This window comes from Streptomyces sp. NPDC007945 (genome assembly GCF_042958885.1).
GTDB lineage: Bacteria > Actinomycetota > Actinomycetes > Streptomycetales > Streptomycetaceae > Streptomyces.
In genome coordinates, this window is record NZ_JBIBJV010000008.1 from 241,137 (window position 1) to 264,001 (window position 22,865).

The window sequence follows — 22,865 nt, forward strand, 5'->3', positions numbered from 1 at the left end:
CCCCGGCCCCTCGGCGCGCGGCGCCGCGGCGCGCGTCCTTCGCCGGAGATCGGGGTCGGTTCGGAATGCAGCACGGCAAGTACCGTTTCATCGTGGGGTTCCTGGTGGTCCCCCTGGCGCTCTACGCGCTCTTCGTCATCTGGCCGTTCATCCAGTCCATCTACTACTCGCTCACGGACTGGTCCGGTCTGAGTCCCGAATTCGGGTTCGTCGGTCTCGACAACTACACGAGACTGCTCGACGACGAGATCTTCTGGAAATCGCTCCAGCACAGCCTGACCTTCGCGGTCGTCCTTCCCCTGGTGACGGTCGGATTCGCGCTGTTCCTGGCGTTCATGCTGAATGTCGGGGGCCGGCGGCGGAAGGGCGCGGCGGTCACGGGCGTCCGCGGCTCGTCCTTCTACAAGATCGTGTACTTCTTTCCGCAGGTGCTGTCGATCGTGATCGTGGCGCTGCTCTTCCAGTTCGCGTACAACCCGAACAGCGGGGCGATCAACTCCTTCCTCAGGGCGGTCGGCCTCGGCGGCGTCCAGCCGGACTGGCTCGGTGACCCGGACCTCGCCCTGATCTGCGTGATGATCGTCCTCGTCTGGTCGACGGTCGGCTTCTTCGTGGTGCTCTTCTCGGCGGGCATGGCGTCCATCCCGCGCGACTTCTACGAGGCGGCGCTGCTCGACGGCGCCAGCCGCTTCACCACCTTCTTCAGGATCACGCTGCCGCTGCTGTGGGACACCGTGCAGTCGGGGTGGATCTACATGGGCATCCTCGCGCTCGGCGCGGAGTCCTTCGCGGTGGTGCAGATCATGACCGTCGGGCCGAGCGGCGGCGGGCCCGACTACTCGACCATCGTCCTGCCGCTGTACGTGTACCAGAAGGCGTTCCGGGACGGTCAGGCCGCCTACGCCACGACCATCGGCGTCGCCCTCCTCCTCGTCACGCTCGCCTTCGCGGCCGTCGTGATGAAGCTGGGCCGGCGCGAGCGGCTGGAGTTCTGATGAAGACCACCGACACCCCGCCCGCCGACGACGCGCGGATCCCTGCCGTCCGCACGGAGGCGATACCCGTCGTCCGCAAGACCGCGGCCCCGGCCGGGACGAAGCGCGAGGGCGCCGTCCTCAACGTCTTCTCGCACGGCGTGCTGATCATCTGGGCGATCATGGTGGTGCTGCCGCTGCTCTGGGCGGTCATGACCTCCTTCAAGACCGACCGGGCGATCTTCACCTCCCCGTGGTCGCTGCCGGACGCGCTGCACTTCGAGAACTGGTCGCGCGCCTGGACCCAGGCGCACATGAGCGAGTACTTCCTGAACACGGTCCTGGTGGTCGGCGGCTCGCTCGTCGGCACCCTGCTGTTCGGCTCGATGGCGGCGTACGTCCTGGCCCGCTTCGAGTTCCCCGGGAACCGCTTCCTCTACTTCCTCTTCATCGGCGGGATGAGCTTCCCGATCATCCTGGCGCTGGTGCCGCTCTTCTACGTGATGCAGAACATGGCCCTGCTGAACACGATCCACGGGCTGATCCTGGTCTACATTGCGTACTCGCTGCCCTTCACCGTCTTCTTCCTGACCGCCTTCTTCCGGACGCTGCCGAGCTCGGTGGCGGAGGCGGCCTTCATCGACGGGGCCTCGCACACCCGCACCTTCTTCCAGGTGATGCTGCCGATGGCCAGGCCGGGCCTGATCAGCGTCGGCATCTTCAACTTCCTCGGTCAGTGGAACCAGTACCTGCTGCCGACGGTGCTCAACACCGACCCCGACCAGAAGGTGCTCTCGCAGGGCCTCGTGCAGCTCGCGGTCAGCCAGGGCTACAAGGGCGACTGGTCCGGGCTCTTCGCCGGCCTGGTGATGGCGATGCTGCCGGTGCTCGCCGCGTACGTCGTCTTCCAGCGGCAGGTGGTGGCCGGTCTCACCGCCGGAGCCGTGAAGTAGCAGCGCTCCCACGCTCCCGCCAGGCCCCCGCACGCGCTCGCGTGCGGGGGCCTCCGACTGTTCCGGGTCTTGACGGAAGCGAAGGCGAAAGCGTCCCCTTAGAGTTCACATGTTGGAGATAACGGTGGGAGTGAAAGAGTCGATGGAGACTCCGGGGTCGCAGACGTCGCTGCACAGGGCCAATCTCGAACGGGTCGTGCGGGCGGTCCGGATGGCCGGTTCGCTGACCCAGGCGGAGATCGCCCGGGCCACGGGGCTGTCGGCAGCGACGGTCTCCAACATCGTCCGGGAGCTGAAGGACGGCGGCACGGTCGAGGTGACGCCCACCTCGGCGGGCGGCCGGCGGGCCCGCAGCGTCTCGCTCTCCGGCGACGCCGGCATCGTCATCGGCGTCGACTTCGGCCACACCCACCTCAGGGTCGCGGTGGGCAACCTCGCCCATCAGGTGCTCGCCGAGGAGGCGGAGCCGCTCGACGTGGACGCCTCCGCCGCGGAGGGCTTCGACCGGGCGGAACAGCTGGTCAACCGGCTGATCGAGGCCACCGGCATCGGCCGCGACAAGGTGATCGGCGTCGGGCTCGGCGTGCCCGGCCCCATCGACGTCGCCTCCGGGACGCTCGGGTCCACCTCGATCCTGCCGGGGTGGAGCGGGATCAACCCCGCCGAGGAGCTGTCCGCCCGCCTCGGGGTCCCCGTCCACGTCGACAACGACGCCAACCTGGGCGCGCTCGGCGAGCTGGTCTGGGGGAGCGGCCGGGGCGTGAAGGACCTGGCGTACATCAAGGTCGCGAGCGGTGTCGGCGCCGGCCTGGTGATCGACGGGCGGGTCTACCGCGGCCCGGGCGGCACGGCCGGCGAGATCGGCCACATCACCCTCGACGAGTCGGGCCCGGTCTGCCGCTGCGGCAACCGCGGCTGCCTGGAGACCTTCACCGCCGCCCGGTACGTGCTGCCGCTGCTCCAGCCGAGCCACGGCCCCGACCTCACCATGGAGCGGGTGGTGCAGCTGGCCCGCGAGGGCGACCCGGGCTGCCGGCGGGTCATCGCCGACGTGGGCCGTCACATCGGCAGCGGCGTCGCCAACCTTTGCAATCTCTTGAACCCGAGCCGGGTGGTGCTCGGCGGCGACCTCGCCGAGGCCGGGGAGCTGGTGCTCGCCCCCATCCGGGACTCGGTGGGCCGGTACGCCATCCCCAGCGCCGCCCGCAGGCTCTCCCTGGTCCAGGGCGCGCTGGGCGGCCGCGCCGAGGTGCTGGGGGCGCTCGCCCTGGTGCTGAGCGAGATGGGTGACTCGACGCTGCTCAACGGGGCAGAAGGGGCATTTCCGGCGGCCGCCCCGGCCTCGGTACCCGCGTTCACTTAGAGAACGCTAACCACCGTTGTCATCTCGTTAAGTTTTCACTTCTTGACGACGGTGTTGCGGCCGAGTTGACTTCGTGACACCTCGGCCGCACCGTCGCGGCCTCGTCAGGGAGGCAACCCCACATGAACGCAATGACTCGTCGCGTCGTCATAGGCTCGGCCGCGGTCTCGATGGCCCTCGCGCTCTCCGCCTGTGGCCAGGCCGGCGGTGGTGACAGCGAGGAGAAGGGCAGCTCGACCAAGATCGGTCTGCTCCTCCCGGAGAACAAGACCGCGCGGTACGAGTCGCTGGACAAGCCGCAGTTCGAGAAGGCCGTCAAGGCCGCCTGCGGTGACTGCGAGGTCGTCTACAACAACGCCGTCTCCGACGTCGTGAAGCAGAAGCAGCAGTTCGACCAGCTCATCGCCGACGGCGTGAAGGTCATCGCGCTCGGTTCGGTCGACGCCGCCAAGTCGGCCGCCTGGGTCAAGGAGGCGCAGGGCAAGGGCGTCAAGGTCGTCGCGTACGACCGCGCGATCGAGGGCGCCGACGCCTACGTCAGCCACGACAACAACAAGGTCGGCGAGCTCCAGGGCCAGGCCCTGCTCTCCGCCCTCGGCGCCAAGGCCGCCACCGCCCAGGTCGTCATGATCAACGGCGACGAGAAGGACCCGAACGCCGCCCTCTTCAAGAAGGGCGCCCACGCCGCCCTCGACGGCAAGGTCGGCAAGATCGCCTACGAGGCCTCCGGCGAGTGGGACCCGAAGGTCGCGGGCGAGAAGATGGCCGCCGCCATCTCCTCCCTCGGCAAGGACAAGATCGGCGCCGTGTACTCCGCCAACGACGGCATGGCGGGCGGCATCATCACCTCCCTGGAGAACGCCGGCATCAAGGGCATCCCGGTCGGCGGCCAGGACGCCGAGGTCGCGGGCATCCAGCGCATCGTCGCCGGCACCCAGACCTTCACCATCTACAAGAGCCCGCTCCAGCTGGCCCCCGAGGCCGCCAAGTTCGCGGTCAACCTGCTCCAGGGCAAGGACCTCGGCGCCCAGGGCGAGACGGACGGCGTGAAGTCCACGCTCTTCCCGCCGGTGGTCGTCGACAAGACCAACATCCAGTCCACGGTGATCAAGGACGGCATCTACGCCGCCGCCGACGTCTGCACCGCGGACCTCGCCGCCAAGTGCGCCGAGCTGGGCATCAAGTAGGCCCCGCCGGGGTCCCGGACGCTCCGACTCCCGGACCCCGCACCCTCCCTGCCGGGCCGTCAGCCCCGGCAGGACGCGGAAGGCGCCCGTCCCCGTGACGCGGCGGCCTCCGCCCCCAGACCCGTCCGGCCCCGGCCGACCCAGACCCCGCTGTCGACCGGGGCCGGACGAGCACAGCCCCCCTCGAACTCGGCGCCGCCGCACGGCGCGACATGCCGCCGCCCACCGCACGGGCGGCGAAGGAGTTGGTTCACGTGTCCCAGACGCCTGTCCTGGCGTTGCGCGGGATCTTCAAGCGATTCGGAGCGGTCCAGGTCCTCTCCGGTGTCGACCTCGAAGTCCACGCCGGCGAAGTCGTCGCCCTGGTCGGCGACAACGGCGCAGGAAAGTCCACCCTGGTCAAGACGATCGCCGGCGTCCACCCCATCGACGAGGGCGTCATCGAGTGGGAGGGCCGCCCCGTCGAGATCTCCCGCCCGCAGGACTCCCAGGCCCTCGGCGTGGCCACCGTCTACCAGGACCTCGCCCTCTGCGACAACCTCGACGTCGTCGCCAACCTCTTCCTCGGCCGCGAGCTGAAGAAGGGCGGCGTCCTCGACGAGGTCGCCATGGAGAAGCGCGCCAAGGACCTCCTCTCCACGCTCTCCATCCGCATCCCCAGCGTCCGCATCCCCGTCGCCGCGCTCTCCGGCGGCCAGCGGCAGGTCGTCGCCATTGCCCGCGCCCTGGTCGGCGACCCCAAGATCGTGATCCTGGACGAGCCCACCGCCGCCCTCGGCGTCGAGCAGACCGCCCAGGTCCTCGACCTCGTCGAGCGGCTGCGCGAGCAGGGCCTCGGCGTCATCCTCATCAGCCACAACATGGCCGACGTGAAGGCCGTCGCCGACACCGTCGCGGTGCTGCGCCTCGGCCGCAACAACGGCACCTTCCCGGTCGCCACCACCACGCACGAAGAGATCATCGCCGCGATCACCGGCGCCACGGACAACGCCGTGACCCGTCGGCAGGCCCGCACCGCGGAGGCAGCCCAGTGAGCACGACCCCCAAGGCGACCGACCAGACGCCGGTGCCCGAGCCCCGTACCGCCGACGAGGCGACCGCGGCCCCGGCCGCCGCGGCGATCCCCGCCGTCGACCCCCGCCTCCTCGTCCGCGAGCAGGGTTTCAAGGGCTACGTCGACGAGTTCAAGCGCAAGATCCGCTCCGGCGAGATCGGCTCCCTCCCGGTCGTCGTCGGCCTCATCGTCATCGGCATCGTCTTCCAGGCGCTGACCGGCAACTTCATCACCTCGTACAACCTCGACCAGATCACGCTGTACGCGGCCGGCCCCGGCATCATGGCCGTCGGCATCGTCTTCGTGCTGCTGCTCGGCGAGATCGACCTCGCCGTCGGTTCCGTCGCCGGCCTCGCGGGCTCCGTCTGGGGCGTCTTCGCCACCGACATGCCGGACTCCCTCGCGATCCTCCTCGGCATCCTCTCCGGCACCCTGCTGGGCGCCTTCCACGGCCTGGTCTTCGCCAAGATCGGCGTCCCGGCCTTCGTCGTCACCCTCGCCGGCTTCCTCGGCTGGGCGGGCCTCCAGACCTGGGTGATGGGCGAGCGGTCCACCATCCCGACGCCCATCGGCAGCTTCGTCGGCGACCTCACCAAGTACTACTTCTCCGACGTCGCCGCCGCCTACGGCCTCGCCGTCGTGGTGATCGCCGCCTTCTACCTCGCCCAGCTGCGCGACTCGGGCCGCCGCAAGGCCGCCGAGCTCCCGCACCGCCCGCACAGCGAGATCCTGCTGCGCACCGGCGTCCTCGCGGTCCTCGTGCTGGTCGCCGCGTACGGCTTCAACCAGGAGAAGGGCCTCCCGCTCTCCCTGGTGATCTTCCTCGTGATCCTGCTCGTCACCGACTTCGTGCTGCGCCGCACCACCTACGGCCGGCAGGTCTTCGCGGTCGGCGGCGGCATCGAGGCGGCCCGCCGGGCCGGCATCAACGTCGCCTGGATCCGGATCTCCGTCTTCATGATCTCCGGCACCCTCGGCGCCATCGGCGGCCTCTTCCTCGCCTCCGCCACCGGCGGCGCGGACCGCTCCCTCGGCGGCGGCAACCAGCTCATGATGTGCATCGCCGCGGCGGTCATCGGCGGCACCTCGCTCTTCGGCGGCCGCGGCAAGGTCTGGTCGGCGCTCCTGGGCATCCTGGTGCTCCAGTCGATCGTCCAGGGCCTCAACCAGCTCAACCTGGAGTCCAACGCGATCCAGTACATGATCACCGGCGCGGTGCTCCTCATCGCGGTGATCATCGACTCCGTCTCCCGCAAGACCCAGAAGTCCGCGGGACGCGCCTGACGCGCCCGGCGCGCCGCCGCGCGGGGCGCGCCTGAGGCACGGGCCACATCGCCCGGCACCGGGAAACCGGTGCCGGGCACCGTCGCGTCCGGAGCAGTACATCCCCCATGAGGGTGATGCCGCTCCGGCTGGCCCGATGCCCACGATCCAAGACGGAACATTAGACTCGGCAAAATCGGCAAGCTCGACCAGCTCAGAACGCAAGGAGGCACGGGTGGCCCTGCTGACCCGTATCAGGACACCGCGCGACCTGGACCGGCTCTCCCCGGAACAGCTGGACCAGCTGGCCGCGGAGGTCCGGACCTTCCTCGTCGACGCCGTCTCCAAGACCGGTGGACACCTCGGCCCCAACCTCGGCGTGGTCGAACTGACCATCGCCCTGCACCGCGTCTTCGACTCCCCGAAGGACAAGGTCCTCTGGGACACCGGCCACCAGAGCTACGTGCACAAGCTGCTCACGGGCCGCCAGGACTTCTCGAAGCTGAAGATGAAGGGCGGCCTCTCCGGCTACCCCTCGCAGGCCGAGTCCGAGCACGACGTCATCGAGAACTCGCACGCCTCGACCGTCCTCGGCTGGGCCGACGGCCTCGCCAAGGCCAACCAGATCCTGAAGAAGGACGACCACGTCGTCGCCGTCATCGGCGACGGGGCGCTCACCGGCGGCATGGCCTGGGAGGCGCTCAACAACATCGCCGCCGCCAAGGACCGCCCGCTCGTCATCGTCGTCAACGACAACGAGCGCTCCTACGCGCCCACCATCGGCGGCCTCGCCAACCACCTGGCCACCCTGCGCACCACCGACGGCTACGAGCGCTTCCTCGCCCGCGGCAAGGACATCCTGGAGCGCACCCCGGTCGTCGGGAAGCCGCTCTACGAGACGCTGCACGGCGCCAAGAAGGGCCTCAAGGACTTCATCGCCCCCCAGGGCATGTTCGAGGACCTGGGCCTGAAGTACGTCGGCCCCATCGACGGCCACGACATCGAGGCCCTGGAGTCCGCGCTCACCCGCGCCAAGCGCTTCGGCGGCCCGGTCATCGTCCACTGCCTCACCGAGAAGGGCCGCGGCTACCAGCCGGCCCTCCAGGACGAGGCCGACCGCTTCCACGCCGTCGGCAGGATCCACCCCGACACCGGCCTCCCGATCGCCACCTCCGGCGCCGACTGGACCGGCGTCTTCGCCGACGAGATGGTCGCGCTCGGCAAGGAGCGCGAGGACATCGTCGCGATCACCGCGGCCATGCTCCAGCCCGTCGGGCTCGACAGGTTCGCCAAGGCCTTCCCCGAGCGGGTCTTCGACGTCGGCATCGCCGAGCAGCACGCCGCCGTCTCCGCGGCCGGCCTCGCCACCGGCGGCCTCCACCCGGTCTTCGCGGTCTACGCGACCTTCCTCAACCGCGCCTTCGACCAGGTCCTGATGGACGTGGCCCTGCACAAGTGCGGCGTCACCTTCGTCCTGGACCGGGCCGGTGTCACCGGCACCGACGGCGCCTCCCACAACGGCATGTGGGACATGTCGATCCTTCAGGTCGTGCCCGGTCTGCGGCTCGCCGCCCCGCGCGACGCCGACCAGGTGCGCGCCCAGCTCCGGGAGGCCGTCGAGGTCACCGACGCGCCCACCGTGGTCCGCTTCTCCAAGGGCGCGGTCGGCCCCGCCGTCCCCGCCCTGCGGCGCGTCGGCGGCATGGACGTGCTCCGCGAGCCCGGCAGCGACGCGCCGGACGTCCTCCTGGTCTCCGTGGGCGCCCTGGCGCCCATGTGCCTGGAGATCGCCGACCTCCTCGACCGGCAGGGCATCTCCACCACCGTGGTCGACCCCCGCTGGGTCAAGCCGGTCGACGAGGCCCTCGCGCCGCTCGCCGCCCGGCACCGGGTCGTCGTCACCGTCGAGGACAACAGCCGGGTCGGCGGCGTCGGCTCGGCCGTCGCCCAGGCGCTGCGCGACGCCAACGTCGACGTACCGCTGCGTGACTTCGGCATCCCGCCGGTCTTCCTCGACCACGCCTCGCGCGGCGAGGTGCTGGCCGAGATCGGCCTGACCGCCCCGGACATCGCGCGCCAGGTCACCGGCCTGGTGTCGCGCCTGGACGGTCGGTACGAGGCGCCCCGGGAGGCCGTGGAGCCCGCCCGCGACTGACCCCCTCCTTCCGGAGGTCATCACTCCGCGTCACCGTTGGGCCGGTCGGCTCACCCTCCCGGGTGCCGACCGGCCCTTTCGCGTGCATCCTGGCCTGAGCGCGGGCAGCGTCCCCTCGACCCCCGTCCCGCGGGGGCCCGGGTTGCGACGTCAAGGACGACGCGGAGGTACGACGGTGAGCACGGATCAGCGGCCCCCACGGGCGAATACCGGAATGTTCCGGACGAAGTCGGTCGAACAGTCCATCAGGGACACGGAGGAACCGGAGCACGGACTCCGGAAAACCCTCTCCGCCTGGGACCTCACGGTCTTCGGCGTCGGCGTCATCATCGGCACCGGCATCTTCGTGCTGACCGGCAAGGTCGCCAAGGAGAACGCCGGCCCGGCCACCGCCCTCGCCTTCGTCGCCGCCGGCATCGTCTGCGCCCTGGCGGCCCTGTGCTACGCCGAGTTCGCCTCCACGGTGCCCGTGGCGGGATCGGCGTACACCTTCGCGTACGCCTCCATCGGCGAGCTGCCGGCCTGGATCATCGGCTGGGACCTGGTCCTGGAGTTCGCGCTCGGCACGGCGGTGGTGGCGGTCGGCTGGTCCGGCTACGTCCGCTCGCTGATGGACAACATCGGCTGGCACCTACCGGCCTCGCTGGAGGGCCCGGACGTGCCGGGCGGCACCTTCGACATCCTCGCCTTCCTGCTCGTCCTGGTGCTCACCGCGATCCTGGTCGTCGGCATGAAGCTGTCCGCCCGGATCACCGCCGTCGTGGTGGCGATCAAGGTCACGGTCGTCATGATCGTGATCGTCGCGGGCCTCTTCTTCATCGTCGGCGACAACTACAAGCCGTTCATCCCGCCGGCCGTGACCCCGGAGGGCGGCGGCTCCAACTGGGACTCCCCGCTCGTCCAGCTGCTCTTCGGCTACGAGCCCACCAACTTCGGCGTCATGGGCATCTTCACGGCCGCCTCCATCGTCTTCTTCGCCTTCATCGGCTTCGACGTGGTCGCCACCGCCGCCGAGGAGACCAAGCTGCCGCAGCGCGACATGCCCCGCGGCATCCTCGGCTCGCTGCTCATCTGCACCGTCCTGTACGTGGCGGTCGCCCTCGTCGTCACCGGCATGCAGCACTACACCGAACTGTCCGTGAGCGCCCCGCTCGCCGACGCCTTCAAAGCCGCCGGCCATCCCTTCTACGCGGGCGTGATCAGCTTCGGTGCCGCCGTCGGCCTCACCACGGTCTGTCTGATCCTGCTGCTCGGCCAGACCCGCGTCTTCTTCGCCATGAGCCGCGACGGCCTGCTGCCCCGGTTCTTCTCGGTGACGCACCCGCGCTTCAAGACCCCGTACCGGCCGACCATCCTGCTCGGTGTGGTCATCGCGGTCGTGGCCGGCTTCACCAGCATCAACGAGCTGGCGACGCTGGTGAACATCGGCACCCTCTTCGCCTTCGTGATGGTCGCGGTCGGCGTCATCATCCTCCGCCGCACCCGCCCGGACCTGCACCGCGCCTTCCGCACCCCGTGGGTGCCGGTCCTGCCGATCATCTCCATCGCCGCCTCGCTCTGGCTGATGCTCAACCTGCCGGGCGAGACGTGGTTCCGCTTCGCGGTCTGGATGGCGATCGGCATCGTCGTCTACTTCGCCTACGGGCGCGGACACAGCAGGCTCGGCCGGGAGGGCGAGCGGCTCCGCTCCTGAGCGGGGCCAGGGGGGTCCGGGAGCCGAACCCCCGGGCGAGCGGAGGGCGCCCGGGCCGGGCGGATACAGTCGGTGCGAACCGTCCCCACTCGACCCGGAGCGCTGGATTCTCCCATGGTGAACCCATCCCAGGCCCCCGCCGACCCCTCCGTCCTCTCCCCGCGCGCCCCGAGAATGCACGGAGGCTGGCTGGCCCGCGGCGCGGAGGGACGTTTCAGCGTGTACGTCCCCCGGGACGGCGAGGTCCTCCGCTGGACCGAGGGCCCCGGCGGCCGGTTCGACGGCCCGGCCGGGCTGGGCGGCGGCGGACTGCTGCCGTTCCTGGCAGCCGCGCAGGGCCGCGACCGCTATGTGCACCTGGTCGGCTTCCGGGCCACCGACACCGGCGCGGAGGCGGGGGAGCGCCACGTGGAGCTCGTGCACAGCGTCCAGTTCCAGACCGGCCGCCCCAACGTGGAGTGGAAGTCCATCGGCCACTCCAACGGCAAGGCCGAGTGGTTCGGCAACCCGGCCCTCGCCGTGGACGGCCAGGGCCGCGCCCACGTCTTCGTCCGCAACCGCGGCGGCGGCGTCAGCGCCCGGGTCCAGAAGGACGCCGGCGGCTGGCACCCGTGGTGGGACCTGAAGGGCGGTCGCACCGACCTCGACCCGGTGGCGGCGGTGAACGGCGCGGGCCTGGTGGAGCTGTACACGGCCACCGACCGCGGGCTGCTGCGCTACGTCCAGAACGAGCCGGGGGGCAGGCCGGTCGCCGAGGCCCCGGTGGTGACCCCGGTGGTCCGGGGCACGCTCGCCGCCGTGACCGGTCCGTCCGGGCACGTGACGGCCTACTACGCGGACGGCCACGGCCGGGTCTGCCTCTGGTCGCCGGGGCGGGGCCTGGTGCCCACGCCGGTCGCCCAGGCGGTCGGCGCCGGCCCGCTGACGGCCACCCCCTGCCTGATCGACGGGTACGAGTGCACGCTCGTCGCCCAGTGCGACCCGACCGGGGTCACCTCGCTCGGGGCCTTCATGGCGGAGCGGGAGGACATGGGCCTGTACTGGAGCCCCTCGGGCCCGCCGGTCCTGGCCCCGCCGACCCTGACGACCGGCCTCGACGGCGGGGTGGCCCTCGCCGCGCTGACGTCGGACGGGGGAGTGGTGTTCACCCGCCAGAAGGCGGACGAGCAGGGCCTCGCCCTGGGCCCCTGGACCCGTCTGTAGAGCGGGTCCTGGCACCCGCCGGACGCACCGGTGCCCCGGCCCCTCTCGGGAGGGGACCGGGGCACCGGTGCGTCCGGGGCGGAACCGCGCGGGTCAGCCGCCGGTCGCGGGGGACTTCTTCGCGGAGGCCGGGATCTCGGCGTCCTCGCGAATGGCCTTCCACAGCTGGGAGGCGTTGGGCTCGTGGGCGACCACCCGGTTGGGGTCGATCTTGTCGTAGGCGACCGGCAGCATGATCGTCTCCATGTTCTGCGGGTCGACGCCGTTGAGGCTGCGGCCGAAGTCGCCGAGCGCGGTGAGCGAGGCGAGCTCGGAGTCGGTGGTGAGCGCCTTGGTCGCCGAGTCGGCGATCTTGTAGGACTTGGCGGGGCTGCTCAGCAGGTCCTGGTTCTTCACCTCGGTGAGCAGCGCGGTGAGGAACTGCTGCTGGAGCGAGATGCGGCCCAGGTCGGAGCCGTCGCCGACGCCGTGGCGGGTGCGGACGAAGGCGAGGGACTGGGTGCCGTCGAGCTTCTGCCGGCCGGCTTCCAGGTGGAGGCCGCTCTGCTTGTCGTCGATGGGCTGCTTCACGTCGACCGTGACGCCGCCGAGGGTGTCGACGAGGTCCTTGAAGCCCGCGAAGTCGATCTCCATGAAGTGGTCGAGGCGGACGCCGGACATCGCCTCCACGGTCTTGGCGACGCAGGTGGGGCCGTACTGCGCGTAGATGGAGTTGAACATCACGCGCTTCGCCGAGGGAGCGGGGGTGCCGTCGCCGCGGACGCACTCGGGGCGGGTGACCAGGGTGTCGCGCGGGATGCTGACGGCGACGGCCTTCGTGCGGCCCTCGGGTATGTGCACCACCAGCGTGGTGTCGGAGCGACCGCCGCCGACCGCGCCGCCGGCCAGGGCGCCGTTGTCACCGGCGCGCGAGTCCGAGCCCAGGACCAGCAGGTTCTGTCCGCTGGTCGGCAGCTTCTCCGGCCGGTCGTCGCCGAGCGCCTTGTCGATGTCGACGGCCTTGATGTTGCCGTCGATGCTGCTGTACAGCCAGTACAGCGTGCCGCCCGCGGCGAGGAGCAGGACCAGGAGCGTCAGCAGGACGATCCGGCCGGTCCTGCGGCGCTTGCGGGGTGCCTTGCGGGAACGGGTGGCTGTGTCGCTCATGTGTGCGCGAGTCCAATGCTCGTGGGCCCAGTGCGGGCAGACGTGGGACTCGGGTGGGGGGAAGGCCGGTCCACAGGATCAACTGGCTGACCCCGCACTATAGACAAAAGTTTCGATCACGGGACGGGACGCTTATCACTCAGGATTAGTTCCCACCCGAACAGAAACAGACCTTAAAGTATGTGTAGCGTGAGAAGTCTGTGAACTCGGGGACGTCCCCGGGGCGGGTGACCGTCCTGGTCGGACGAGGGGTGGACAGCAAGCGGGCGCGGCAGGGGAGGGCCGCCGCTCGCCGGGTGCGGATCGGTGCGAAGAAGCCCGATCGGCCTGATCGCGTCGATTCATCAACAAGGTGCTTCCCGTGGCGAGCCACGGGCGCGGCCCGGTGCGCCGGACCGATCAGCAGGACCAGGGAGGGGAGGGGCGAATGAGCGCGCCCGTGCACACGGCACCGGCCGTGGACGGCCTCACGTTCGAGGACCGCACCGTCGTACCGCAGGAGCCGCCGCGCATGATGCCGGTCGGCGACGCGGGCGAGTGGGCGTACGTCCACGACCAGGCCCGCCCGCTCGCCGCCCGCGAGATGAACCGGGTGGCCGTCGCCGAGCTCCTGGACCACCTCGGTGTCGACTACTTCGCGGTCCGCGGCACCTCCGACCACGGCACCGTCGTCGGCGTGGCCGAGGAGGACCGCGAGCGGGTGCTCGGCGGCCTCTTCCACCACCTGGGCCAGTACCCGGGCCACCTCACCGTCTACCGTCCCGAGCCCGCCAGGCCCACCGGCCCGCTGCCCGCCAAGGACCCCAGGGCCTGGCGGGACGTCCGCGCCGCCGTCGCCGTCCGCGTCAGCTGGCTGCAGACCGACCCGGGCGGCCACCTCGTCCTCGGCCACGAGTACGGCGCCACGATCGAGTTCTGGACGCGCCAGGGCGACCGACTCCTCGCCCCGCGCCCCAACCGCACCAGCTGGTCCGTCGCCGCCGACGGCGTCAGGGTCGGCGGCGCCGCCCGGCTCTTCAGCCGCTTCGTCTCCGACCACACCCCGGAAGAGGACGCCCCGCCCCTGTTCACCAGGCCGGAGTTCCTCGTCCCTTCCGCCGAGGACATATCCTTCCCCGTCGACGCCGTCTACACCTGGGTCGACGGCCAGGACCCGGCCTGGGCCCGCCGCAAGGCCGCCGCCAAGGGCGAGGCGTACCACGCCGAGTCCGCCAGCGACGCCCGCTTCATCAGCCGCGACGAGCTCCGCTACTCGGTCAGGTCGCTGCACCTCTTCGCGCCCTGGATCCGCACGGTCTACATCGTCACCGACGACCAGGTCCCCCCGTGGCTGCGCGAGGACCTGCCCGGCATCCGCGTCGTCAGCCACCGCGAGATCTTCCGGAACCCGGCCGACCTGCCGACGTTCAACTCGCACTCCATCGAGAGCCAGCTGCACCACATCGACGGCCTCGCCGAGCACTTCCTCTACTTCAACGACGACATGTTCATCGGCCGGCCGGTGGCGCCCCACGCCTTCTTCACCCCCACCGGCACCGCGCGCTACTTCCCGTCCAGGAACCGCATCCCGCAGGGCCCGGTCGTGGAGACCGACACCCCGGTCGACGCGGCCTGCAAGAACAACCGGGCCCTGCTGCGGGCCCGCTTCGGCCGGGTCATCACCCAGCCCATGGAGCACATCCCGTACGCCCTGCGGCGCAGCGCCATGGAGGAGGCGGAGGCCGAGTTCCCCGAGGCCTGGGCCCGCACCTCCGCCAGCCGCTTCCGGGCGATGACGGACCTCTCGCCCACCTCGTCCTTCGCGCTGTACTACGCCGCGCTCACCGGCCGCGCGCAGCCCGGCTCGATGCCCTTCACCTACCTCCAGCTGGCCGTCCCGGACCTGGCCGACCGGCTGCAGAGGCTGCTCGACGGCCGAGACCAGGACTCGTTCTGCCTCAACGACGCCTTCTCCACCCCGGAGGACCTGGAAGCGCAGCAGGAACTGCTCGACGGTTTCCTCAACGCCTACTTCCCGACCCCCAGCCCCTACGAACGGTGAACAGGAGCCGTCGTCATGTCTGAACCGGGGTCCATGGGCTCGGCAGCGAGCATCTACAAGAACTACGTCCCGCAGCCGCTGCGCGCCGCCGCGGCCACCAGCGTGCCGCCGAGGGTCCGCCGCAAGGTGAAGTCCCAGCTGGCCCGCACCCTCGCCGAACGCGAGTCCCGGCTGCACCGGCGCAGCCTTCGGCAGCTGCGGGACGCCGGCCTCGCCGCCCGGCCCGAGGGCCGCGTCACGGACTCGGAGGGGCGCGTCGTCCACGTCCACGCCGGGCTGACGGCCGACCTCGCGCGCCGCATCGACCACGAACTGGTGACCTCCGCCCTCGATCTGGCGGGCATCCCCTGGTTCGCGGTCCCCGCGCTGGACGACCGCCGCACCGCCCTCGCCGTCCCCAAGGAGCACAAGCCCGCCGTACGCCGGGTGCTGCGCGCCGTCCTGGAGGAGCAGACCGGCTACGTGTGCTCGGTGTCCCCCGCGGACGCCTCGGGCCTCAGCGTCCCCGGCAGCCACCTGAAGGCGTGGAAGTCGTACGCCAAGGCCCGGGTCATCCGCCTCGTCTGGCTCCGCACCGACCCCACCGGTTCCCTGCCGGTCGGTGAGCACCAGGGCGTCGAGATCGAGTTCTGGTCCGTCAACAACGACCTGCCCACCCCCCGGCTCGTCGGCCCCCGCCCCAACCGGGTGCAGCGGGTCGTGCCCGTCGGCGCCGCCACCATGGCGGCGGAGCACCACCGGCTCACCGGCTACAGCGACCTCGCCCCGTCCGGCGAACCGACCCGGATCCCCGAGGCCTTCGACATCGTCCGTGTCGAGGAGATCACCTTCCCCGTCGACGCCGTCGTCCTGTGGCAGCACACCGGCGACTGGGCGGAGGAACTGCTGCGCGCCACCCTGCGCTCGCTGCACCAGTACGCCCCCTGGATCCATCACGTCCACGTCGTCGCCTCGGCCCCGCTGCCCGACTGGATCCTCCCCGGCGACCGGCTGTCGCCCTACGGTGCCGCCCCGGACGCGGAGACCCGGCTGCACGAACTGCCGGACCTCGCCGAGCACTTCCTGCTCTTCCGGCCCGGCGCGGTCCTCGCCCGCCCGGTCCGCTCCTTCGACTTCTTCAGCCCGCTGGGCGGCACCCGGCCGCGCCGCGGGCCGTGGACCGCCGCCGAGGCGGCGGCGCCCTGGACCAGCACCGCCTTCGCCTTCACCACCCGCGCCGTCGCCCACGGCTACGGCAGCGGCCCGCAGCCGTACACCCGCCACGTCCTCGCCGCGATCGACGAGGGCTACGACCGGGACGCGTGCCTGCTCGACCTCCAGCGGATGCCCGCGCTCCCCGGCACCCACCCCCTCGACGGCCTGGTCCACCACTCGGCCCGCTGCTCGGGCGTCGCGGACCCCTCCGGCGAGACGACCGTCGCCCTGCACGCCGCCATGCCCGGCCTCCGCCGCTGGCTCGACCGCCTCCTCGTCCGCCGGGACGTCCAGCAGTTCCACCTCTTCGGCCTCGACACCCCCGAGGCGCACGATCAGGGCGGCACGGCGACCGCCGTGCGCTTCCTCCGCCGGTACTTCCCGGTTGCGAGCCCCTTCGAGGAGCCCGCGGGCCCGGAGGGGGACTCCCGCGCATGACCTCGCTCAACCCCGAGGCCTCCGCCGCCGTCGGGATCTACCGCTCCCTGCTGCCCACTTCGCTGCGCCGCGCCATCGCCCGCCGCGTACCGATGGGCTTCCGCACCCTGGTGAAGCGCTTCCTCCGTCGCCTCCAGCAGGGCCTCGGCCTGTTCCGGCGCCTGCGGGCCCGGACCGCCCGGCGCCGCTGGCCGCACCTCTTCACCGGCGGGGAGCGGCTCGCCACCCTCGTCGACCAGGGCGCGCTCATCGCCCTCGTCCGGCCCACCGCCTCACCGCTCGGCCTGCGCGAGGCCAATCTCGAACTCGTCGCCTCGGCGCTCGACGCCGCGGGCGTCGACCACTTCGCCGTCCGCGGCGGCTCCGACTTCCGCGCCTGCGTCGCCGTCTCCGCCGCGGATCGGGAGCGGGTCCGCGAGGCGCTGGCCCGCGCCGGGGAGCAGACCCCGGTGTACGTGACCCGATGGCTCGGCGGCCAGTCGCACGGCCGGCCCGCCCTCGTCGGAGACGGCCGGGGGCGCAAGGCGACCGCGGGCGCCACGGCGATCCGCGTCGGCATGGTCTGGCGCGACCCGGGCGGCACCCTGCCGCTCGGTCTGGAGTACGGCTGCGACGTCGAGTTCTGGCGCCCCGAGCAGGGCCGTCTCGTCGCACCCCGGCCCAACCGCGTCACCGAGGACGTCGCGGCCGGCGCGCCCCGCGTCGACGTGCCCATCAGCCGGCTCACCGGCTTCGCCGCCCTGCACGGCCGCCGCACCCGCACCGTCCGCACCATCGAACCCTGCGCCGTCCCGCTGCCCGAGGACGTCCTCTTCCCGGTGGACGCCGTGTACACCTGGGTGGACGGCGACGACCCGGCCTGGCGGGAGCGCCGGGCCCGGTACGGCGACACCGGCTACCACGCCGAGGCCGCCAACGCCGCCCGGTACATCAGCCGCGACGAACTGCGCTACTCCCTGCGGTCGCTGGCCCAGAACGCGCCCTGGGTACGCCGGATCTACCTGGTCACCGACCGCCAGCGGCCGCACTGGCTGGACCCGAACCACCCCCGCATCCGCGTGGTCGACCACACGGAGATCTTCGACGACCCCTCGGCGCTGCCCACCTTCAATTCCCACGCCATCGAGAGCCGGCTGCACCACATCGACGGCCTCGCCGAGCACTTCCTGTACTTCAACGACGACATGTTCCTCGGCAGCCCCGTCACGCCCCAGGACTTCTTCCTGTCCAACGGCATGACCCGGATCTTCCTGTCGCCCTCGAAGGTGCCGCAGTGGGAGCTCTCCTTCGGCGACCGCCCCGTGGACGCGGCGGGCAAGAACAACCGGCGCATCCTGGAGGCCTGCTTCGGCTCCTCCATCGTGCAGAAGATGAGGCACGCCCCCTACCCGCTCCGCCGCAGCGTGCTCCTGGAGATCGAGCAGGCCTTCGCCGACCAGCACCGGGCCACCACCTTCAGCCGGTTCCGCAGCGCCACCGACATCTCCATCCCGTCGTCGCTGTACCACTACTACGCCTATTTCACCGGCCGCGCGGTCCCCTCCGACATCCGCTTCGCCTATCTGGACCTGGCCCGGCCCGAGATCGAGCGTCGCTTCGGCATCCTGCTCGCCCGCCGGGACCGCCAGGCGTTCTGCATCAACGACACCCTCTCCGACGGCCAGGACGTGGCCCGTCAGTTCGACCAGCTGGCGCGGTTCCTCCGCGCCTATTACCCGATCCCCAGCCCGTTCGAGTGGAAGGAACCCCAGGAGCGGTGAAGGTCTCCTTCCTGATCAACAACATCTACGGCATCGGTGGCACCAACCGGACCGTCATCAACCTCGCCGAGGCGCTCTCCGCCCGCCACGAGGTCGAGATCGTCTCGGTCTTCCGCCGGGCCGGCACCACCAAGTTCGAGATCTCCCCGCAGGTCTCCGTGCGCGCCCTCGTCGACCTGAGGGCCGGCGCGGGCGCCGACCGGGGAGCGGACGGGCTCGCCGAGCCGACGTCGGTCGTGCCCCGGCAGGAGGAGTTCTACGCCCAGTACAGCCGGCTCTCCGACGAGCGGATCATCGACCACCTGCGGAAGACCGACGCGGACGTCGTCATCGGAACCCGCCCGAGCCTGAACCTGTTCGTCGCCCGCTTCACCCGGGACTCCGCGTTGCGGGTGGCCCAGGAGCACATGACCCACCTGGCGATCCCGCCGGCGGTCCGCGAGGAGATGGCCCGGGTCTACCCGAGGCTGGACGCGATCACCACGGTGACCGACGCCGACGCCCGGTCCTTCCGGGAGAACACCCCGATCGACGGCGTACCGGTGACGGGCATCCCCAACAGCGTGCCCCAGCCCGTCGTCGCCCCCTCCGACGGAAGCCGCAAGATCGTCGTCAGCGCCGGCCGCATCCATCACATCAAGCGCTACGACCTGCTCGTCCGCGCCTTCGGCCAGATCGCCGAGGAGTTCCCCGAGTGGCAGCTGCGCATCTACGGCGACGGTGCGGAGGGGGGCAAGCTCCGCGCCCTCGTCACCGACCTGGGGCTCACCGGCCGCGCCCTGCTCATGGGCGGCTTCTCGCCGATCGAGTCGGAGTGGGCCAAGGGCTCCATCGCGGCCGTGACCTCCAGCGCCGAGTCCTTCGGGATGACGCTCGTCGAAGCCATGCGCTGCGGGCTCCCCGTCGTCTCCACCGACTGCCCCGTCGGCCCCCGCGAGATCCTTCGGGACGGCGAGGACGGCCTCCTCGTGCCCAACGGCGACGTGGACGCGATCGCCGGGGGGCTGCGCCGGCTCATGGCCGACGACGCCCTGCGCGTCGCCATGGGCACCGCCGCCCTGCACAACTCCGCCCGCTACGACCCCGCTGTCATCGCCGACCGGTACACCGACCTCTTCGAGGACGCGGCCGAACGCCGGGCGGCCAGGGACACCAAGTACCGGACGCCGAAGCGGAAGCCGCTGCGCCGCGGCTCGGGCAGCGACGCGCCGCCCGCCGCCGTCCGGACCAGCGTGGTGCACACGGTCGCCGACGAGACGGGTCGGCTGCGCCTCACCGTGGACGGCCCCGAGGACGGCCGGCAGCGCTGGAGCTTCCGGCTGCGCCACGCGACCGGAGGCGACGACCGGCGGCCCGACCTGGACCTCGCCACGGACCGCGCCCCGCTCCCGACCGGCGCGACCCGCTACACCGCCACCCTGCCCCCGTCCGCCCTGGACCACCTCGGGGACGGCCGCTGGAGGGTCCAGATGGTCTCCGCCAAGGGCGAGGCCGTGCACATGAAGGCGGGCATCCGCGACACCCGCGCCCTCATCACCGCGCGCGCCCGCCTGCTGGGGTTCCCCGAGCACAGCCCGGTCCGCTGGAACCTCCCGTACGCCCAGCCGAACGGCAAGCTCATGCTGCGTACGGTCCTGCGCGACGAGCACGTGGAGTGCCGGGAGCTCACCGTCACCGACGACTCGATCACGGCCCGCGGCGTCCTGTGCGCCGCCCGGCAGCTCGCCCCCGACGCCCGGTTCCTCCTGGTGCGCCGCGGCCACCACCGCGCCGAGATCGCCGCGCCGGCGCGGCGGCTCGGCCCCCACGAGTTCACCGTCGAACTCCCCCTGCGGGAGCTCGTCGACATGCGCCTGGAGCGCTGGGAGGACTGGGACTGGTGGCTCCAGCCCGACCCCCGGGACCGCCGCAGGCTCCGCGTCTGCCACCTCTTCGAGGACTTCCCGGACGTCAAGGGGTCGTACGTCCACCCGGTCGTTCCGGTCCCGGACGAACTCTCGCCCTTCGTCGTCGTCCACCCCTCCCGTCCCGTGCGCGTCCGCCCCTACACCTCGGTGTCAGGAGCCATGGCCGTCAACGTGGTCGACCGCTAGCCCCTCCGGACCGGAGCGCATCCCATGGATTGGAACGCAGTGAAGCGCACGATATTCGTACTCGGCGACTCCGTCGCCGCTCCTCGCACGGAGGAGGAGGCCCCGATGGCGGGCTGGGGCCAGAAGATCGAGGAACTCCTCGTGGGCCCCTACGAGGTCGCCAACTACGCCCGCAGCGCGATGACCACGCGCAAGTACTTCACCGAGCGGCTGCCCGGCCTCCTCAACCGCATGAAGCCCGGCGACATCGTGCTGCTCGGCTTCGGCGGCGTGGACCACATGATCCACAACGGGATGCGGTACGTGCCCGTCCCCGAGTACAAGGAACTCCTCCGCCTCTTCGTCGCCTACATCCAGGGCGCGGGCGGCACCGCGGTGCTGGTCACCTCCGCGGCGCGCTACTCCTTCGGCCCGCAGGGCGAGGTCGTGAACACCCGCGGCGAGTACCCCGAGGCCACCCGCGAGTTCGCCGCCGAGGCCGGCCTCCCGCTCGTCGACGTGAACCGGATGACCACGGAGCGCTGGGCCGAGATCGGACCCACGCGGCTGCGCCAGTACTTCTGCTGGGTGGACGCGGGCGAGCACCCCCTCCACCCCGAGGGCAACATCGACTCCAGCCACCTCAACCACGCCGGCGCCTACGAGGTGGCCCGGATGGTCGTGGCCGGGCTCTGCCGGCACGGCGTCGTCCCCCAGGACGACGTGGACGTCGCCGCGCTCTCGGCCCCGGCCCCGCTGCCGGACGTCTCCAAGGAGTTCACGGTCAACTCCCCGCAGTCGGCGCTCGACTACCCGCAGCGGACCGGCGATGCCCCGGTCTTCGCCCGGCCCGCCCAGGACGGCACGGCCGGCCCGATGCTGAAGTTCTCCGGCACCGCCTCGCCCGGCACCGACTACCTGCTCTTCTTCGAGTACGGGCACTACCTCGGCGGCACGCAGGTCGGTTCCGACGGGAAGTGGCTCTGGCGCCGCGCCGTCAACTGGGAGGCCGGCCCCCACCTCGTCCGCTGCGTCGGGCTGCGCGCCGACGGCTGCACCCCCATCTCCGAGCGCTCCTTCACGGTGCGCACCGAGGTCGAGCCGCCGGTGATCTCCATCCCGTCGGCGGGCGCGTACGCCGGGCCGCGGCCCCGGATCTCCGGCCGGGCCCAGCCCGGCACGACCAAGATCGTGCTGATGGAGGACGGCGTCCTCATCGGTGCCACGGCGGTCGGCGACGACGGCAAGTGGGGATTCACCCACGGCCACGCCTGGCGGGCGGGCACGCACACGGTGCAGGCCATCGCCCTGTTCGGCGCGCAGGAGTCCGCGCCCGCGGAGCGGACGTTCACAGTCGTCGGCATCCCGGAGGACAGCCCCATCCGCTCCGCCGGCGCCTCCCGGGTCCACGACTGCGGCGAGGTCTGCGGGCACCGGCCGTTCACCGGCGACTGGTAGGACGTGCCCCGGTTCCGCGACGTCCGTCTCTGGCTCCCCTTCTCCGGCCTGGTGTTCCTCGGGGCGCTGCTCGCCGGCCTCCTGCTCCCCGGTGTCCCCGGCCCGGCCGGGGACACCGGCCGGGACCGGGACGGCGCGCGGGAGGTCTCCGTCCTGCACTACAACATGTGCGGCGCGGCGACCGGCTGCCCGTGGAACGCCGGACGATCGGGCCGGGGCACCTCCGTGGCCCGGATCGTCACCGAGGCCCGGAGCTCCCGGCCGGACGTGATCACCCTCAACGAGGTCTGCGCCACCCAGTACACCGCCCTGCGCGAGCGGCTCGCCGCCGCCGGGGCGCCCATGGACGGCACCTTCCAGGGCGGGCTCACCAACGTGCCCGCCTGCGGCCCCTCGGGCCGCTTCGGCACCGCCGTCCTCAGCCGTGAGCCGATACGCGACGGGGCCCCCGAGTTCCGGCCCTTCACCGACACCGGCGGGGAGACCTACCGCAACGCGGGACGCGCCGAGCCCGTGCACCGGGGCCTGCTCTGCGCGCGGACCCGGCACGGCGGCGGCCCCCTGACCGTCTGCACCGCGCACACCTACGCGGCGGTCCCGGGGCAGCTCGACGAGATCCGGGCCTGGACCGCCGACGAGTCGCGCTTCCCCCCGGAAACCCCGCTGATCGTCGCCGGCGACCTCAACCTGCCGCCCGACGCGCCCGCCGTCGACCGGCTCCGCACCCGCTTCCTGGAGGCGGACCGGACGGACGCGCCCACCGCGGACGGGCGGAAGATCGACTACGTCTTCGCCGACCGCCGCCACTTCGGCTCCGGCACCACGCTCGTCCGGGACTTCCCGGAGTCGGACCACGCCATGCTGCTGGCCCGGCTGGAGCGCACCGGCCCGCGCTGACCCCCGAGGCCCCC

General features: G+C 71.8%; 16 protein-coding genes. 15 read left to right on the forward strand and 1 reads right to left on the reverse strand.

Annotation, left to right across the window (positions count from 1 at the left end; translation table 11 throughout):
- The first annotated feature begins 65 nt into the window (after window positions 1-65).
- The 9 genes from ACFZCF_RS25190 (at window position 66) to ACFZCF_RS25230 (ending at window position 11,845) form a co-directional block, all read left to right on the forward strand.
- Window positions 66-995, forward strand: a complete 930-nt coding sequence (locus tag ACFZCF_RS25190; protein ID WP_388448953.1) for a carbohydrate ABC transporter permease — start codon at window positions 66-68, stop codon at window positions 993-995.
- A complete protein-coding gene (locus ACFZCF_RS25195; RefSeq protein ID WP_388448950.1) occupies window positions 995-1,927 on the forward strand; it encodes a carbohydrate ABC transporter permease in 933 nt (310 codons plus the stop codon). The genes ACFZCF_RS25190 and ACFZCF_RS25195 overlap by 1 nt, the downstream gene beginning before the upstream one ends.
- A 142-nt stretch (window positions 1,928-2,069) precedes the next feature.
- Window positions 2,070-3,290 carry an ROK family protein gene (locus tag ACFZCF_RS25200; RefSeq protein WP_388448948.1) on the forward strand — a complete coding sequence of 407 codons (1,221 nt, stop codon included), beginning with the start codon at window positions 2,070-2,072 and terminating at the stop codon, window positions 3,288-3,290.
- A 122-nt stretch (window positions 3,291-3,412) separates the two neighbouring features.
- Window positions 3,413-4,477 carry a sugar ABC transporter substrate-binding protein gene (locus tag ACFZCF_RS25205; protein ID WP_388448946.1) on the forward strand — a complete coding sequence of 355 codons (1,065 nt, stop codon included), beginning with the start codon at window positions 3,413-3,415 and terminating at the stop codon, window positions 4,475-4,477.
- A gap of 254 nt (window positions 4,478-4,731) precedes the next feature.
- Window positions 4,732-5,511: an ATP-binding cassette domain-containing protein gene (locus ACFZCF_RS25210; RefSeq protein ID WP_189950191.1), complete on the forward strand. Its 780-nt coding sequence runs from the start codon at window positions 4,732-4,734 to the stop codon at window positions 5,509-5,511.
- On the forward strand, window positions 5,508-6,815 hold the full coding sequence (locus ACFZCF_RS25215) for a sugar ABC transporter permease (protein ID WP_391288941.1): 1,308 nt from the start codon (window positions 5,508-5,510) through the stop codon (window positions 6,813-6,815). Before ACFZCF_RS25210 ends, ACFZCF_RS25215 begins: the two co-directional genes overlap by 4 nt.
- A gap of 214 nt (window positions 6,816-7,029) precedes the next feature.
- Complete coding sequence (gene dxs, locus ACFZCF_RS25220) at window positions 7,030-8,949, forward strand: 1-deoxy-D-xylulose-5-phosphate synthase (protein WP_388448942.1); 1,920 nt, start codon at window positions 7,030-7,032, stop codon at window positions 8,947-8,949.
- Between the two features lie 214 nt (window positions 8,950-9,163).
- On the forward strand, window positions 9,164-10,642 hold the full coding sequence (locus tag ACFZCF_RS25225) for an amino acid permease (RefSeq protein WP_388448940.1): 1,479 nt from the start codon (window positions 9,164-9,166) through the stop codon (window positions 10,640-10,642).
- Between the two features lie 114 nt (window positions 10,643-10,756).
- Complete coding sequence (locus ACFZCF_RS25230; protein ID WP_391288944.1) at window positions 10,757-11,845, forward strand: hypothetical protein; 1,089 nt, start codon at window positions 10,757-10,759, stop codon at window positions 11,843-11,845.
- Window positions 11,846-11,938: 93 nt separating this feature from the next.
- Here ACFZCF_RS25230 and ACFZCF_RS25235 read toward each other — a convergent pair whose 3' ends face one another.
- The gene (locus tag ACFZCF_RS25235; RefSeq protein WP_391288946.1) at window positions 11,939-12,991 is read right to left on the reverse strand and encodes an LCP family protein; all 1,053 of its coding nucleotides are present in this window, start codon (window positions 12,989-12,991) and stop codon (window positions 11,939-11,941) included.
- 511 nt (window positions 12,992-13,502) lie between these two features.
- Here ACFZCF_RS25235 and ACFZCF_RS25240 point away from each other — a divergent pair.
- The 6 genes from ACFZCF_RS25240 to ACFZCF_RS25265 are packed head-to-tail and all read left to right on the forward strand — an operon-like array spanning window position 13,503 to window position 22,851.
- Window positions 13,503-15,032, forward strand: a complete 1,530-nt coding sequence (locus ACFZCF_RS25240) for a stealth conserved region 3 domain-containing protein (RefSeq protein WP_391289082.1) — start codon at window positions 13,503-13,505, stop codon at window positions 15,030-15,032.
- Between the two features lie 15 nt (window positions 15,033-15,047).
- Window positions 15,048-16,664: a sugar phosphotransferase gene (locus ACFZCF_RS25245; protein ID WP_391288948.1), complete on the forward strand. Its 1,617-nt coding sequence runs from the start codon at window positions 15,048-15,050 to the stop codon at window positions 16,662-16,664.
- Window positions 16,661-18,424: a stealth family protein gene (locus ACFZCF_RS25250; protein WP_388448932.1), complete on the forward strand. Its 1,764-nt coding sequence runs from the start codon at window positions 16,661-16,663 to the stop codon at window positions 18,422-18,424. The genes ACFZCF_RS25245 and ACFZCF_RS25250 overlap by 4 nt, the downstream gene beginning before the upstream one ends.
- On the forward strand, window positions 18,421-20,517 hold the full coding sequence (locus ACFZCF_RS25255) for a glycosyltransferase (RefSeq protein WP_391288950.1): 2,097 nt from the start codon (window positions 18,421-18,423) through the stop codon (window positions 20,515-20,517). Before ACFZCF_RS25250 ends, ACFZCF_RS25255 begins: the two co-directional genes overlap by 4 nt.
- A 39-nt stretch (window positions 20,518-20,556) precedes the next feature.
- The gene (locus tag ACFZCF_RS25260; RefSeq protein WP_391288952.1) at window positions 20,557-21,954 is read left to right on the forward strand and encodes a GDSL-type esterase/lipase family protein; all 1,398 of its coding nucleotides are present in this window, start codon (window positions 20,557-20,559) and stop codon (window positions 21,952-21,954) included.
- 3 nt (window positions 21,955-21,957) lie between these two features.
- Window positions 21,958-22,851 (forward strand): endonuclease/exonuclease/phosphatase family protein, encoded by an 894-nt coding sequence (locus ACFZCF_RS25265; protein ID WP_391288954.1) that lies wholly within the window; start codon window positions 21,958-21,960, stop codon window positions 22,849-22,851.
- Window positions 22,852-22,865: the final 14 nt, after the last annotated feature.

Excerpts from the sequence above, each read along its gene's own strand:
- ACFZCF_RS25190 (WP_388448953.1), top strand. The coding sequence starts at position 66 with ATGCAGCACGGCAAGTACCGTTTCATCGTGGGGTTCCTGGTGGTCCCC.
- ACFZCF_RS25195 (WP_388448950.1), top strand. The coding sequence starts at position 995 with ATGAAGACCACCGACACCCCGCCCGCCGACGACGCGCGGATCCCTGCC.
- ACFZCF_RS25200 (WP_388448948.1), top strand. The coding sequence starts at position 2,070 with ATGGAGACTCCGGGGTCGCAGACGTCGCTGCACAGGGCCAATCTCGAA.
- ACFZCF_RS25205 (WP_388448946.1), top strand. The coding sequence starts at position 3,413 with ATGAACGCAATGACTCGTCGCGTCGTCATAGGCTCGGCCGCGGTCTCG.
- ACFZCF_RS25225 (WP_388448940.1), top strand. The coding sequence starts at position 9,164 with ATGTTCCGGACGAAGTCGGTCGAACAGTCCATCAGGGACACGGAGGAA.
- ACFZCF_RS25230 (WP_391288944.1), top strand. The coding sequence starts at position 10,757 with ATGGTGAACCCATCCCAGGCCCCCGCCGACCCCTCCGTCCTCTCCCCG.
- ACFZCF_RS25235 (WP_391288946.1), bottom strand. The coding sequence starts at position 12,991 with ATGAGCGACACAGCCACCCGTTCCCGCAAGGCACCCCGCAAGCGCCGC.
- ACFZCF_RS25240 (WP_391289082.1), top strand. The coding sequence starts at position 13,503 with ATGATGCCGGTCGGCGACGCGGGCGAGTGGGCGTACGTCCACGACCAG.
- ACFZCF_RS25245 (WP_391288948.1), top strand. The coding sequence starts at position 15,048 with ATGTCTGAACCGGGGTCCATGGGCTCGGCAGCGAGCATCTACAAGAAC.
- ACFZCF_RS25250 (WP_388448932.1), top strand. The coding sequence starts at position 16,661 with ATGACCTCGCTCAACCCCGAGGCCTCCGCCGCCGTCGGGATCTACCGC.